The organism is Brevundimonas bacteroides DSM 4726 (genome assembly GCF_000701445.1).
Taxonomy (GTDB): Bacteria; Pseudomonadota; Alphaproteobacteria; order Caulobacterales; family Caulobacteraceae; genus Brevundimonas; species Brevundimonas bacteroides.
Genome location: NZ_JNIX01000008.1, coordinates 263,736 through 276,850, shown reverse-complemented (window position 1 = coordinate 276,850; position 13,115 = coordinate 263,736). Strand labels below are relative to the sequence as shown.

At 68.2% G+C, this 13,115-nt stretch carries 16 protein-coding genes; 9 read left to right on the top strand and 7 right to left on the bottom strand.

What is annotated here, in order from left to right:
* Positions 1-91: 91 nt before the first annotated feature.
* The 3 genes from rpsD to Q333_RS0106235 all read left to right on the top strand — a co-directional run bounded on the left by rpsD (position 92) and on the right by Q333_RS0106235 (position 2,389).
* Positions 92-709, top strand: a complete 618-nt coding sequence (rpsD, locus tag Q333_RS0106245) for a 30S ribosomal protein S4 (RefSeq protein ID WP_029415888.1) — start codon at positions 92-94, stop codon at positions 707-709.
* A gap of 137 nt (positions 710-846) precedes the next feature.
* Entirely contained in the window at positions 847-1,929 is a 1,083-nt protein-coding gene (locus Q333_RS0106240; RefSeq protein WP_157072383.1) for a WD40/YVTN/BNR-like repeat-containing protein, read from the top strand.
* 76 nt (positions 1,930-2,005) lie between these two features.
* Positions 2,006-2,389: a hypothetical protein gene (locus tag Q333_RS0106235; protein ID WP_029415886.1), complete on the top strand. Its 384-nt coding sequence runs from the start codon at positions 2,006-2,008 to the stop codon at positions 2,387-2,389.
* A gap of 6 nt (positions 2,390-2,395) precedes the next feature.
* On the opposite strand, the gene Q333_RS0106230 is transcribed toward Q333_RS0106235, so the two are convergent.
* From Q333_RS0106230 to Q333_RS0106215, 4 genes are all read right to left on the bottom strand, one after another.
* The gene (locus Q333_RS0106230; protein ID WP_029415885.1) at positions 2,396-2,821 is read right to left on the bottom strand and encodes an acyl-CoA thioesterase; all 426 of its coding nucleotides are present in this window, start codon (positions 2,819-2,821) and stop codon (positions 2,396-2,398) included.
* Between the two features lie 5 nt (positions 2,822-2,826).
* Entirely contained in the window at positions 2,827-3,186 is a 360-nt protein-coding gene (gene grxD, locus Q333_RS0106225; protein WP_029415884.1) for a Grx4 family monothiol glutaredoxin, read from the bottom strand.
* Between the two features lie 93 nt (positions 3,187-3,279).
* Positions 3,280-4,203, bottom strand: coding sequence for an aldo/keto reductase (locus Q333_RS0106220; protein WP_029415883.1), 924 nt, complete (start codon positions 4,201-4,203; stop codon positions 3,280-3,282).
* A gap of 2 nt (positions 4,204-4,205) precedes the next feature.
* The gene (locus Q333_RS0106215) at positions 4,206-4,448 is read right to left on the bottom strand and encodes a BolA family protein (protein WP_029415882.1); all 243 of its coding nucleotides are present in this window, start codon (positions 4,446-4,448) and stop codon (positions 4,206-4,208) included.
* A 137-nt stretch (positions 4,449-4,585) separates the two neighbouring features.
* On the opposite strand from Q333_RS0106215, the gene Q333_RS0106210 reads away from it, so the two are divergent.
* On the top strand, positions 4,586-4,912 hold the full coding sequence (locus tag Q333_RS0106210) for a hypothetical protein (protein ID WP_029415881.1): 327 nt from the start codon (positions 4,586-4,588) through the stop codon (positions 4,910-4,912).
* Positions 4,913-4,919: 7 nt separating this feature from the next.
* Here Q333_RS0106210 and Q333_RS0106205 read toward each other — a convergent pair whose 3' ends face one another.
* Positions 4,920-5,549, bottom strand: coding sequence for a TlpA family protein disulfide reductase (locus tag Q333_RS0106205; RefSeq protein ID WP_029415880.1), 630 nt, complete (start codon positions 5,547-5,549; stop codon positions 4,920-4,922).
* Between Q333_RS0106205 and argH the strand changes: the two genes are divergently transcribed.
* The 4 genes from argH (at position 5,548) to Q333_RS0106185 (ending at position 9,107) form a co-directional block, all read left to right on the top strand.
* A complete protein-coding gene (gene argH / locus Q333_RS0106200; RefSeq protein WP_029415879.1) occupies positions 5,548-6,963 on the top strand; it encodes an argininosuccinate lyase in 1,416 nt (471 codons plus the stop codon). The genes Q333_RS0106205 and argH overlap by 2 nt on opposite strands.
* Before the next feature lie 11 nt (positions 6,964-6,974).
* Complete coding sequence (locus tag Q333_RS0106195; RefSeq protein ID WP_029415878.1) at positions 6,975-7,211, top strand: hypothetical protein; 237 nt, start codon at positions 6,975-6,977, stop codon at positions 7,209-7,211.
* Between the two features lie 3 nt (positions 7,212-7,214).
* Positions 7,215-8,486 (top strand): diaminopimelate decarboxylase, encoded by a 1,272-nt coding sequence (lysA, locus tag Q333_RS0106190; protein ID WP_029415877.1) that lies wholly within the window; start codon positions 7,215-7,217, stop codon positions 8,484-8,486.
* Positions 8,487-8,558: 72 nt separating this feature from the next.
* Positions 8,559-9,107, top strand: coding sequence for a DUF7010 family protein (locus Q333_RS0106185; RefSeq protein ID WP_157072382.1), 549 nt, complete (start codon positions 8,559-8,561; stop codon positions 9,105-9,107).
* Between the two features lie 9 nt (positions 9,108-9,116).
* Here Q333_RS0106185 and Q333_RS0106180 read toward each other — a convergent pair whose 3' ends face one another.
* Entirely contained in the window at positions 9,117-10,013 is an 897-nt protein-coding gene (locus Q333_RS0106180; RefSeq protein WP_029415875.1) for an alpha/beta fold hydrolase, read from the bottom strand.
* Positions 10,014-10,123: 110 nt separating this feature from the next.
* On the opposite strand from Q333_RS0106180, the gene Q333_RS0106175 reads away from it, so the two are divergent.
* Positions 10,124-10,597 carry a surface-adhesin E family protein gene (locus Q333_RS0106175; protein ID WP_029415874.1) on the top strand — a complete coding sequence of 158 codons (474 nt, stop codon included), beginning with the start codon at positions 10,124-10,126 and terminating at the stop codon, positions 10,595-10,597.
* 3 nt (positions 10,598-10,600) lie between these two features.
* Here the strand turns inward: Q333_RS0106175 and gyrB are convergent, their stop codons facing one another.
* The gene (gene gyrB, locus Q333_RS0106170) at positions 10,601-13,072 is read right to left on the bottom strand and encodes a DNA topoisomerase (ATP-hydrolyzing) subunit B (RefSeq protein ID WP_029415873.1); all 2,472 of its coding nucleotides are present in this window, start codon (positions 13,070-13,072) and stop codon (positions 10,601-10,603) included.
* Positions 13,073-13,115: the final 43 nt, after the last annotated feature.

Sequence of the window (13,115 nt, the reverse complement as noted above, 5' to 3'; positions counted from 1 at the left end):
GCGAAATCACTACGGACGATGCGTGTACCGCCGTTGAGATCGTCCCTCCATCTGGGGAGGGACCGGGCCGCGTCATTTTGAAGAGACCAGAATGTCCAAGCGCCACAGCGCCAAGTACAAGATCGACCGCGCCATGGGTGAAAACCTGTGGGGTCGCTCCAAGTCCCCCGTCAACAAGCGCAGCTACGGCCCCGGCCAGCACGGCCAGCGCCGCAAGTCGAAAGTCTCGGACTTCGGCCTGCAGCTGAAGGCCAAGCAGAAGCTGAAGGGCTACTACGGCAACATCACCGAGAAGCAGTTCTCGGCGATCTATGACGAGGCCACCCGCCGCAAGGGCAACGCCTCGGAAAACCTCATCGGCCTGCTGGAATCGCGTCTGGACGCGATCGTCTACCGCGCCAAGTTCGTCCCGACCGTCTGGGCCGCCCGCCAGTTCGTCAGCCACGGCCACGTGACCGTCGACGGCAAGAAGGTCGATATCGGCTCCTACCGGGTCAAGCCGGGCCAGGTGATCGAGGTCAAGGAAAAGTCGCGCAACATGGCTCTGGTGCTCGAAGCCCAGCAGTCGTCGGAGCGTGACGTGCCTGACTACCTCGAGCTGGGCGACCGCGGCTTCTCGGTCCGCTACGTCCGCGTGCCGGAACTGGCCGATGTGCCGTACCCGGTGAAGATGGAGCCGAACCTGATCGTGGAATACTACTCCTCGTAAGGTCGCTGCCTCAGCACAAGAACCAAAAGGCCCCGGAGCAATCGGGGCCTTTTTCGTATCCTTACGGCTCTGTAACTTGCCGTTTCATGTAAAACACGCTTTCCATCTTCCCGCGCGGCAGAGCTGGGGGGCGCATCATGGATCGCAGGCAGGTTTTGATCACGGGCGTGGCCGCGGGGGCTCTGCCTGCGCTGGCATGGGCGCAAGGTGCGGAACCGCAGTGGGTCAAGCTGCCGACCGAGCCCTATCGGGGCAAGCAGGACGACGTGGTCTTCGTTGATCCCATGACCGGCTGGTACGGCAACGGCGCGGGCAAGCTGTTCAAGACCACGGATGGCGGCCAGACCTGGACGAAGCAGCTGGATCGGCCGGGCACCTTCGTGCGGGCGCTGGGCTTCGTCGACGCCGATCTGGGCTTCCTGGGCAATATCGGCCCGGACTATTTCCCGGGCGTTACGGACACGACGCCGCTCTATCGCACGCGCGACGGCGGAACGACCTGGGAGCCGATCGCCATCGAGGGTCCAGCCATCACGGGCATCTGCGCCATTGATGTGCTGAAGAGCCAGTTCATCAACGCCGGGGTGCTGGGCAACCGCGTCACGGTCCGGGCTGGAGGGCGTGTCGGTGGGCCGGCGCTGCTGGCCACGTCGCGCGACGGTGGGGAGACCTGGACGTCGGAGGACTTGTCGGCGTTGACCGCCATGATCCTGGACGTCCACTTCGTGGACGAGCGGATCGGCTTCATCTGCGGGGCGACCGACACCGACGTGGCCCAGTCCCGCGCCCTGATCCTGAGGACCGGCGACGGCGGGCGCACCTGGAGCCGGGTCTATGAAGGCACGCGGACCTTCGAACTGACCTGGAAGATGAGTTTCCCGACCGAGACCACCGGCTACGTCACGGTCCAGAGCTACAATCCCGACACGACGGTTTCGGCGCGCGTCTTCGCCAAGACAACGGACGGCGGCCTGACCTGGTCGGAGATGCCGCTGGTCGACAATGCGGCGGTGCGCGAGTTCGGCATTGGCTTCCTGGATGAGAACCGGGGCTGGATCGGCGCCGTGCCCAATGGCTTCGAGACCCGCGACGGCGGCGCGACCTGGAACCCGGTCCAGATGGGCAATGCGGTCAACAAGGTGCGCGTCGTGCGCCACGCGGCCGGCGTGGCCGTCTTCGGCATCGGGGTGGAACTGCACCGACTCGACCTGCCCGGCTGAGATTACGAAGATATCAGGTGCGGACACGACCGAATTGGGTGATCATTCGCTCCTTGGCTGTCACGGGATCGGGGGCATGACCACCCTCCGCACAATCTGCATCGTCGCCATCGCGGCGCTCGGCACATCCGGCTGCGCGCTTCTGCCATTCGGGCGGGAGGAGGCGGTGGTGCGCGCCATGCCCGGCCAGCTGGAGCCCATCCATGCGGCGGCGATCACGCGCGATCTGGCGGTCTTCTGGGTCAGCTCGAACGGCTGCACCGACAAGGACGACCTGACGCCTGTGGTCGAACGCGCGGGCGACGGCTCGACGATCACGCTTCGCCGCATCGACGAGGACACCTGCGACCAGCCGATGGCCGAAGGCATCGAGATCATCTGGTCGTTCGAGGAACTGGGTCTCACGCCCGGATCGCGGGTTCAGGTCAACAACCCCTACCAGCTGCCGCCCTCGATCTGAGGCCGATCAGCGGCGCTCGAAGGTGGGCAGCATCTCGGCCGGGATGCGCGTCGGGCGCATGGTGCGCGGCTCGATCAGACACCATTCCGAGACGCCTTGGGCGCACAATCGGCCTTGGCCGTCCTCGATGCGGACATAGCGGGCGAAGCGCGGGCCTTGCGGGTCGCCGACCCAGGTCCGGGCGACCGCCGTGGACTCCGGCATCAGGGCGCGCAGATAGTCGATCTCGTGCCGCAGGGCGACCCAGGACCACTTCGCCCGCGTCTCGGGGTCGAAGCGGGCGTTCCAGTGGGCGGTGCCGGCGTCCTGCAGCCAGCCGACATAGACCACATTGTTCACGTGGCCGTTCTCGTCGATGTGCTCTGGCCGGATGGTCAGCGGCAGCTCGAAGACCTCGCGGTCCCGGCGCGGCTCCAGCGTCTTTCGAGCCATGCGCGTCAGGCCTGGCCGGTCGGCACGCCCTTTTCGGCCATCAGGGCCTGAAGCTCTCCGGCCTGGAACATCTCGCGCACGATGTCCGAACCGCCGACGAATTCGCCCTTCACATAGAGCTGGGGAATGGTCGGCCAGTCGGTGAAGGTCTTGATGCCGTCGCGCAGGCCGTCGTCCTGAAGCACGTCCACGCCGACGAACTCGACGCCGACATGATCGAGGATCTGCACCGCCAGGGAGGAGAAGCCGCAACGCGGCGCGTCCGGCGTACCCTTCATGAACAGGACCACCGGATGCTCGGCGATCGCCTGGGCGATGAAGGCGTGGATCGGGTCGGCGGGGGTCTCGACAGCGGTATCGGTCACGGGGACGCCTTTCGTGTGCGGCCGTCAGCTAGGCGCCAAGACGAAGCGGGTCAAGGTCGCGGCCGATCACGCCCGCGCGAGTCGGGCTCCCGGTCAGGCTGCGACGCGGGCCATCTCGATCTGCGCCGACAGCCCCGGAGGCATGTCGCGTTCGGGGACAGCGGCCAGCACGGCCAGGCGCTCCGGATCGGTGGCCCGCACCAGGACGCTCGCCACGTTCGGATCGGTCATGGCGTGGGCCAGGCAGATGGCTTCAGCCGTCCAGTTCGGCGTGCGATGCAGGAAGGCGAAGGTGCCGGCGCCGGCCAGAGGATCGTCCTTGGGGCGTTCCGGCTTGCTCGCACCGAACCCGAACAGGCCCTTCTTGACTGGCTGCGGTTGATTGACGGAGGCTGCCTTCTTCTCGGTGTTGAGCGCTTCCGGGAAGTAGTCGTAGGCGAGGATGACCATATCCTGCTCGCGCGCGGCTCGCATGCGGCTGCGGACGCGCCAGTCGACATTCACATGGAACGGTGTGGCAAGGGCGTCAAAGGCCCCGGTCGAGACATAGGCGTCCATCACCTCGCCCTCGCCCGACACGCCAAGATACTTCACCCGCTCGGTTGCCCGAAGCGCCTTAAGCGCGTTCAGCGAGCTCTGGGACAACTCGTGTTCACCGGGTTCGTCCAGGATCGCCAGGTCAAACCAGCCCAGTCCTGCGACGTGCAGGCAGCGGTCGATGGCCCCGGTCATGCCCTCTGCAGAGAAGTCCCGGGCGGAGCCATTGCGGCCATCGCCGGCCCCGAGCTTCAGGCTGACATTCAGCAGTTTGCGGTCGACATTGGAAAGGGCGTGACCCAGCACCTCAGCCAGAACCGGGTCGGCGGTCTCCAGGCTGTAGGCGTTGATGCCGGCCTCCAGAGCCGCATAGATCAGTTCATGCGCGGGCTTTTCGCCGCGCGCCAGGGTATCAACACTCAGGTTGAGTGTCAGACTGGAGACGGCGCCGCCGGAGGCACCGAAGGGGCGGTAGCGCATCGTCAGTCTCCCTTGGCCGGTGCGGAGGTTTCCAGAGCCAGAGCATGCAACTCTCCGCCCATGCGACCCTTCAGGGCTGCATAGACCAGCTGGTGCTGTTTCACCCGCGACAGACCCTCGAAGGCTGTCGAGACGATGCGCGCGCGATAGTGGTCGCCGTCGCCCGCGAGGTCGTCGATCACGATCTCGGCGTCGGGGAAGGCTTCGGCCAGGCAGGCTTGCAGCGCTTCGACGGGCATGGGCATGGGAACGGTCGTCTCCGCCAGGTTCGCGCCGATCATGTCTGGTAAACCTTAATGGGGCGCTACGGCGGGCAGGGCGCAACCGAACCGCCGGAACCGCGTTCACGGCCAGGGTTCCATAGCTTTACCGGGGGTCTCCCATGCGCGTTCGTCTGCCGTCCATCGTCGCCGTTTCCGCCATCGCCGCCCTGTCGCTGGGCGTCGTCGCCTGCTCCGAGGCCGAGCAGGATCAGGCCGCCGCCGAGGCCGACGCAGCCGACGACAACGCCGAGGCCGCTGCGGCCGAGGCCGGCCAGGAAATCCAGGAAGGCGCCGCTGCCGCCGGTGAGGTGCTGGAAGCCGGCGCCCTGAAGGCCGCCCGCGCCGTCGAGGATGGGGCCGGCTCGGTCGCCGAAAAGCTGGAGCAGAACCAGGCCGAAGCCTCCGCCGAGGGCCGTCCGGGCGCCACCCCGCCGTCCGAGCAGTAAGCCTGCATCAGGCCTCGTTAAGGACCGCGTCGATCAGGGCGCGGGCCTCTGCGCTGTTCCAGTCGGCCTCGCCGGAGAAGGCCGCGCGGATGCGGCCCTCGCGGTCCAGCAGGATCGTCTGGGGCATCTTGCCCCGGCCGGGAAACTCGAACGGCAGCTGGAAGCGCGTGTCTGAATAGAAGGGCAGGGGCTCGTGCACGTCGATGAAGGAGCGGGCGTCGGCGACGGCGTCGTCGCCCGTGTCCACGTTGATGGGCAGGACGACCAGATCGCCATCCGGATAGGCCGAGGCCAGCGCCGCGATCGTCGGCATCTCGGTGCGGCACGGCGCGCACCACATGGCCCACAGGTTCACCAGAACGACCTTGCCGCGGAAGTCGGTGAACCGGACCTCGGCGCCGTCGCGATCCTTGAAGACGTAGTCGGGAGCCGTCTCCAGCACAGCGGGCGTTTCCAGCCGCGCCAGGGGACCCGTGGCGAAGCGGGCGAGCTCGCTGCTCGCCGCAGGTTCCGCATCAGTGGGCGCCGCGCCTTTGAAAGGACCGGCGCGCATGGCGTATAGGGTGCCGACCGTGCCCCCGGCGATCGCCGCCAAGGCCAGCGCCCCGATCAGAACGCCTTTCCCGGACCCGCCCATGCCTGACTCCAAACCTCCGGCCGCCGCGCCGTCGTCGGGCCAGACCCTATGGGGCGGGCGCTTTTCCGCCAAGCCCGCGGATATCATGCAGGCGATCAATGTCTCCATCGGCGTGGACCAACGCCTGTGGGCGCAGGACCTGCGCGGCTCGCGGGCCCATTGCCGCATGCTGATGGCGCAGGGCATCGTCGGGGCCGAGGACGGGGCGGCGATCCTGTCGGGGCTGGATGCGATCCAGGCCGAGATCCAGGCCGGGACCTTCCCCTTCCGCGACGAGTATGAGGACATCCACCTGAACGTCGAGGCCCGGCTGTCCGAGCTGATCGGCGAGCCGTCAGGACGGCTGCATACGGCGCGGAGCCGCAACGACCAGGTCGCCGTGGATTTCCGCCTGTGGGTCCGGGACGCCTGCGACCGGACGGGCGAGCAGCTGAAGGCCCTGCAACGCGCGCTCCTGACGCGCGCCGAACAGCACGCCGGCGACCTGATGCCCGGCTTCACCCACTTGCAGACCGCCCAGCCGGTGACGCTAGGCCACCACCTGATGGCCTATGTCGAGATGTTCGGCAGGGACGCCGGGCGGTTCGCCGATGCCCGGGCCCGCATGAACGAGAGCCCGCTGGGGGCCGCGGCTCTGGCCGGTTCGCCCTTTCCGATCGATCGCCATGCGACGGCCAAGGACCTCGGCTTCGACCGGCCGATGGGCAATAGCCTGGACGCCGTGTCGGACCGCGACTTCGCCCTGGAGACGCTGGCCGCCGCCTCGATCACGGCGGGGCACCTGTCGCGGCTGGCGGAAGAAATCGTGGTGTGGATGACGCCGATGTTCGGCTTCGTCACCCTGCCCGACGACCTGACGACCGGGTCGTCGATCATGCCGCAGAAGAGGAACCCCGATGCGGCCGAACTGGTGCGGGCCAAGACCGGGCGGATCATGGGGGCCTTCGTGGCCCTGTCGACCGTGATGAAGGGCCTGCCGCTCGCCTATTCCAAGGACATGCAGGAGGACAAGCCGCCGGTGTTCGAGGCGATGGACGCGCTGGATCTGGCGCTGACGGCCATGACGGCGATGGTCGCTGCGCTGCGGCCCAACACCGTGCGCATGGCGGAAGCCGCGGGCTGGGGCTATTCGACCGCGACCGATCTGGCCGACTGGCTGGTGCGCGAGGCCGGGCTGCCGTTCCGTCAGGCGCACCATGTGACCGGCGCGGCGGTGAAGCGGGCGGAGGCGCTGGGCGTGGGTCTGGAGCAACTGCCGCTCGCCGAATTGCAGGCGCTGCATCCCTCCGTCACCGGGGATGTTTACAAGGTGCTCAGCCCTGAGGCTTCCTGCGCCAGCCGCCAGAGTTTCGGGGGCACCGCGCCGGAACAGGTCCGCGCGCGCATCGCCGACTGGAAGGCGCGTCTCGCGTGAAGGATCAGACCATGAAGACCCTCCCCGTTCTGGGCCTCGTCGCCCTCGCCATCGCGGTTTCGGCGTGCGGCCGCATGGCCGATCTGGAAGCGCCGGCTCCGCGAGAGACCGAGCGCGCGCCCCGCGACGCCCGCGCCCGTCCGATCACCGATCCGGCGACCGTCAACCGCCCCTCCAGCCAGGTCGCCATCGACGGCGGGCCGACCAACCCCTACGGCGGCACGGCGGCGGGTCGGGAGCCTCAATAGGCCTTGGACCACTTTGACTACCGCGATGGCGCGCTGCATGCCGAGGCCGTGCCCCTGGCCGACATCGCCGAGGCCGTCGGCACGCCGGTCTATGTCTATTCGACCGCGACCCTGACGCGGCACTATCGCGTGCTGCGTGACGCTCTGGACGCCCACGCCCCGCTGAGCGGCGCGCTGATCGCGTTTGCGGTCAAGGCCAACTCCAACCTGTCGGTGCTGGCGACCCTGGCGAAACAGGGCTGCGGGGCCGATACGGTGTCCGAAGGCGAGATCCGCCGCGCGCTGAAGGCGGGCGTGCCGGCCGACCGCATCATCTTCTCCGGCGTCGGCAAGACCGACCGCGAACTGGCCTTCGCCATCCAGGCCGGCGTGCGCCAGATCAATGTCGAGAGCCCGGCCGAGCTGAACCGCCTGATCGCGGTCGCGCAGGCCAAGTCCGCCTCGCCCGAGATCGCCATCCGCGTGAACCCCAAGATCGGCGCGGGCGGCCACGCCAAGATCACCACGGGCGGAGAGGGCGACAAGTTCGGCGTCCCCGCCGACGAGGCCATGGCGCTGTACGCCCGCGCCTCCGCCAGTCCCCATGTGACGCCCGTGGGCCTGGCCTGCCACATCGGCAGCCAGATCACCGACCTCGCCCCGCTGGAGGCGGCCTTCCGCCTGCTGGCCGAAATGACGCGGACGCTGCGGGGACAGGGGCTGTCAGTCACGCGGCTGGACCTCGGCGGCGGACTGGGCGTGCCCTATTCAGGCGGGGCCCAGACCGCGAGCCCGGCCGACTACGCCGCCATGACGGCGCGGGTGCTGCAGGGTCTGGCCGTCGAGGCGGCGTTCGAGCCCGGGCGGCTTCTGGCCGCCAACGCCGGCGTCCTGCTCAGCCGGGTGATCCAGATCACGGAACGGGCGGATGGGCGGCGCTTCCTGGTGCTGGACGCCGCCATGAACGACCTGGTCCGCCCGGCCATGTATGACGCCTTCCACGAGGTGAAGCCGGTCGTGGCGCGCGAGGGCGACCTCGTCGCCTACGACATCGTCGGCCCGGTCTGCGAGACCGGCGACACCTTCGCCCGGGGCCGGCAGCTGCCGCCGCTTGAGGCCGGGGACCTTGTCGTCTTCACCGGGGCGGGGGCCTATGGGGCGGTGATGTCCAGCGAATACAACACCCGGCCGCTGGTGCCGGAGGTGCTGGTGGACAGCGCGGACTGGGCCGTGGTCCGCGCCCGGCCGAGCTACGACGAGATGCTGGTAGGCGAGGCGATGGCGGGGTGGCTCTGATACCCGCCCAACCACGACAGCTTCACTGTGGGCGTAGGGGGTGATAGCGAACCCGCTGAAGGGGAGGCGAACGTGGATATCTCGGCAGCGCAGCGTGACATGGCCCGGGTGCACGTTCGCGGGGCTCCCGGCGTACTCGTGTCCGGCCTCGTCTGGCTCATAGCCGGCTGGCTCTGGCTGAACCAGGGAGTCGCCAACGGCTTTTATGCCCTGTTCGTGGGCGGGATGCTGATCTTTCCGCTTTCGCTACTCCTGTCGCGAGCCGTCTTTCGGGCGCCCGCCCGAACGAAAGGCAACCCTCTGGAGCGGCTGGCGCTGGAAAGCACCTTCATCCTTTTTGCGGGGATCCTGCTGGCCTGGTCCTTTCTCCGTGTGTCGCCAGAGTTGTCCTTTCCGGCGATGGCTGTAGCGATCGGCGTGCGCTATTTCGTTTTCCGCACCATCTACGGCAGCGTGGTCTACTGGTTTCTGGGCGGCGTGATCGCTCTGTTGGGCGCAGCGATGGCCCTGACGACCCTCGAACTGCCGGTCAACCTCGCCCTTGTCGTTGGAGCGATCGAGGTGGTGGTTTCCCTTGTCCTGTTCCTGAGCGGCCGGGGTGACCGGCCGGACCCGGCCTAAGCCTGAGAACTAATCCAAAAACCGCCCCACGGCCGCGAGGAACCGCTGCGGCTGGTCGACCATAACCATGTGTTCGGCGCCCTCGATCCGCTCGAAGGTCGCGGGCGCGCGAAGGCTGCGGTAGGCGGCCTGGAAGGCGGCGTCCAGGCGGGCGCGGGGGTTGGAGGCATCCGGGCTCCAGCCATAGACGACGGTCACGGGCGCGGTGATGTCGGGCAGGCGGTGGCGCAGGTCGGTGGTCATGACCTCGTACAGCCCTTGCGCCAGCACCTGGCGGTCGCCGCCCTGCCAGCCCAGAGAGCCGAACACGCTGTCGGCCGCCCCGCCCAGCTCGCGCCCGATCAGGGTCGGCTGGTTCCGCAGCGCCGCGTCGCCCAGCAACAGAAGGGCCTGATAGGCGATCTGGGCGATGGGCTCGACGTCGCCCGATGTGGCGCCGGGCGAGATCAGGGCCGGGAAGAAGGGCGTGGCGTCCACCACCATGACCCGGCCGATGGGGTTGCGGCGCTCCCGTCCCGCATCGGCGGCGGCCTTCAGCGCGACCAGGCCGCCCATGGAATGGCCGATCACCGCGGGCCGATCCAGCCGTCGCTCGGCGATGTAGCGGCGCAGCTCGGCGGCCACCGGCGCGACCAGGGCCCCCTCCTGATTGCGGCCCGGCGGCACCGCGCCAAAGCCCCGGATGGAGACGATGTGGACGCGATGATCGTCGTCCAGCCGCGCCGCCGTCCGCGCCCAGACATCGCCGGTCGAGGCCAGGCCGGGGATCAGGATGACGTCCGGCCCACGCCCGCGCGTCTCCACCACGATCCGCTCCGAGACGAACGGGCGGGCCCGCTCCTGCGCCGACGCCAGGCCGGGCAGGGCGAACATCAGAACCGAGAGCAGGGCGATCAGGCGGGTCATGGCGTGGAGGTGAACGAGGATCGCGGCGGTTGATGGGCGACGTCGACCCTTGATTTGCAAGTGTTACGGCGTTGTAACATTGGCCAACGAGACATCCTGGGGAGGAACACATGACGTTTGCGACCACGATCCTGGCCATGCTGATCGGCGGTCTGGCCCCCGGCGGCTCCGGGCCCGTTCAGGACGTCGAGATGCTGTCCAGCGGCGCGACCGCCCAGTGGCGCATGTTCTCCGAGAGCGACAGCTCGACCTACCTCGTCGACATGGCCAGCATCGTGCGCAACGGCGACGATGCCTCCATCCGCATCGCGCGGGTGTCCAAGCGCCTGGGGCCGGGAGAATACCGTCACACGGTCGATCAGTTCGGCGTCCGTTGCGGCGCGGGCCAGACGCGGGTCGAGACCTCGTCCGACATCGCCGACGACGGCGTGACAGCCGACACCTTCGCCGCCGACGAGCCCTGGACGGATGCGCCTACCGACAGCTTCGACGGCTCGGTTCGGGAAATGGCGTGCGGCGAGAAGGAGCCCAGCCGCGCCCCGTTCGAGACCGTCCGCGCGTGGATCGACGCGGGCCGGCCCTGACCGTCAGACGTCGACGGCGGCGTCCAGCGCGTTCTCCTGGATGAAGTCGCGGCGGGGTTCGACGACATCGCCCATCAGTTTGGCGAACAGATCGTCGGCGTCATCGGCGTGGTCGACCTTGACCTGCAGCAGGGTGCGGGCGTTGGCGTCCAGTGTCGTCTCCCACAGCTGGTCGGGGTTCATCTCGCCCAGACCCTTGTACCGCTGGATCGACAGGCCTTTCTTGCCGGCGTCCAACACCGCCGTCAGCAGATCCAGTGGCCCGCGCACGTCGACCGTCTTGTCGCGGCGGCGATAGACGGCCGGACTCTCGAACAGGCCTTCGAAGGCCGCTGCGCGCTCAGCGAGACGCCGGGCGTCTAGGCTGCGGATCAGCTGTTCCTCCAGCACGATGGTTTCCTTTACGGCGCGGCGCAGACGGGTGAAGACGACCGCGCCCTGTTCGCCGGCCTCGCCGGACCAGGCCCCGTCGCCTTCCTCGGCATAGAGGTTCAGGCGGTCGGCCGCGGCTTGGGCGCGCGAGGCGGCGTCGCCCTTGTCGTCGAACAGGCCGGCCAGGGCCGCCTGCTCGATGGCGAAGGCCGGAGCCCGCTGGCTCAGGCGATCCACGCCCGCCTTGAACGCCTTGGCCTCGCGCACCAGCGCCATCAGGTCCTGGCCGATGCGGCGCTCGCCCGAGCGGAAGTCGAGCTCGGCCTCGGTGGAGCCCTCCTCGATCAGATAGGCGTCCATCTCGGACTGGTCCTTGAGGTAGCGGGACTGCTTGCCCTTGGCGACCTTGTAGAGCGGCGGCTGGGCAATGAAGACGTGGCCGCGCTCGATCAGCTCGGGCATCTGCCGGTAGAAGAAGGTCAGCAGCAGGGTCCGGATGTGCGCGCCGTCGACGTCGGCGTCGGCCATCAGGATGATCTTGTGATAGCGCAGCTTGTCGGCGTTGAAGTCGTCGCGGCCAATGCCGGTGCCGAGCGCCAGGATCAGCGTGCCGATCAGGTCGGATGACAGCATCCGGTCGAACCGCGCCCGCTCCACGTTCAGGATCTTGCCGCGCAGAGGCAGCACCGCCTGGTTCTCACGGTTCCTCGCCTGTTTGGCCGAGCCGCCGGCGGAATCGCCCTCGACGATGAACAGTTCGGACTTGGCGGGATCCCGCTCCTGACAGTCCGCGAGCTTGCCGGGGAGGGAGCTGATATCCATCGCCGACTTGCGCCGCGTCAGGTCGCGCGCCTTCCTCGCCGCTTCGCGCGCCGAGGCCGCCTCGATGATCTTGGCGGTGATCAGCTTGGCCTCGACCGGGTGCTCCTCGAACCAGGTCGACAGACCTTCCGAGCACAGCGCTTCGACCGCCGGACGGACTTCCGACGACACCAGCTTGTCCTTGGTCTGGGACGAGAACTTGGGGTCCGGCACCTTGACCGACAGCACGCAGGTCAGGCCCTCGCGGGCGTCCTCGCCGGTGGGGGCGACCTTTTCCTTCTTCAGCGCGCCGGAGCTTTCCATGTAGGCGCCCATGACGCGGGTCAGGCTGGCGCGGAAGGCCGACAGGTGGGTGCCTCCATCCCGCTGGGGGATGTTGTTGGTGAAGCACAGCATGGTCTCGTGATAGCTGTCGTTCCACCACAAGGCGAGGTCGAGCTCGACACCCTCCTTCTTGCCGCGAATGACGATGACGTCCTTCAGGATCGGCGACTTGGACTTGTCGAGGTGCCGCACGAAGGCCTCGACGCCGCCTTCGTAGTGCAGGATTTCCTCGAAGGGCTCGGCGTGGCGGTGGTCGGCCAGCTTGATCACGACGCCCGAGTTCAGGAAGGCCAGCTCGCGCAGCCGGTGCTCCAGCGTCTTCAGGTCGAAGTCGATGTGGCTGAAGGTCGTGACCGACGGATAGAAGGTCACCTGGGTGCCCGACAGGGTCTGACCCGCCTTGGCGCCGTCCGTGCGGATCGGGGCGTCGCCGGTGACGCGCAGGGATTCGACTGTGTCGCCGCGCTCGAAGCGCATCTCGTGGCGCTTGCCGTTCCGGAAGATGACCAGCTTGAGCCAGTCCGACAGGGCGTTGACCACCGACACGCCCACGCCATGCAGGCCGCCGGAGACCTTGTAGGAGTTCTGGTCGAACTTTCCGCCCGCGTGCAGCTGGGTCATGATGACCTCGGCGGCCGAGACGCCCTCGCCTTCGTGGATGTCGACCGGGATGCCGCGGCCATTGTCGGTGACGGTGACCGAGCCGTCGGCGTTCAGGATGACCTCGACCAGGTCGGCGTGGCCTGCCAGGGCCTCGTCGATGGCGTTGTCGACGACCTCATAGACCATGTGGTGCAGGCCGGAGCCGTCGTCGGTGTCGCCGATGTACATGCCGGGGCGTTTGCGAACCGCGTCCAGACCCTTGAGCACCTTGATGGAATCGGCGCCGTAGGCGGCCTCTTCGGCGGTATCGGCGGTGCGCTCGGTCTCGGCGTTGTTCAGGGGTTCGTCGGTCATTCGGTCGTCCGGAAGCGCGGGGTCGATGGGGCCGCGCACGCGC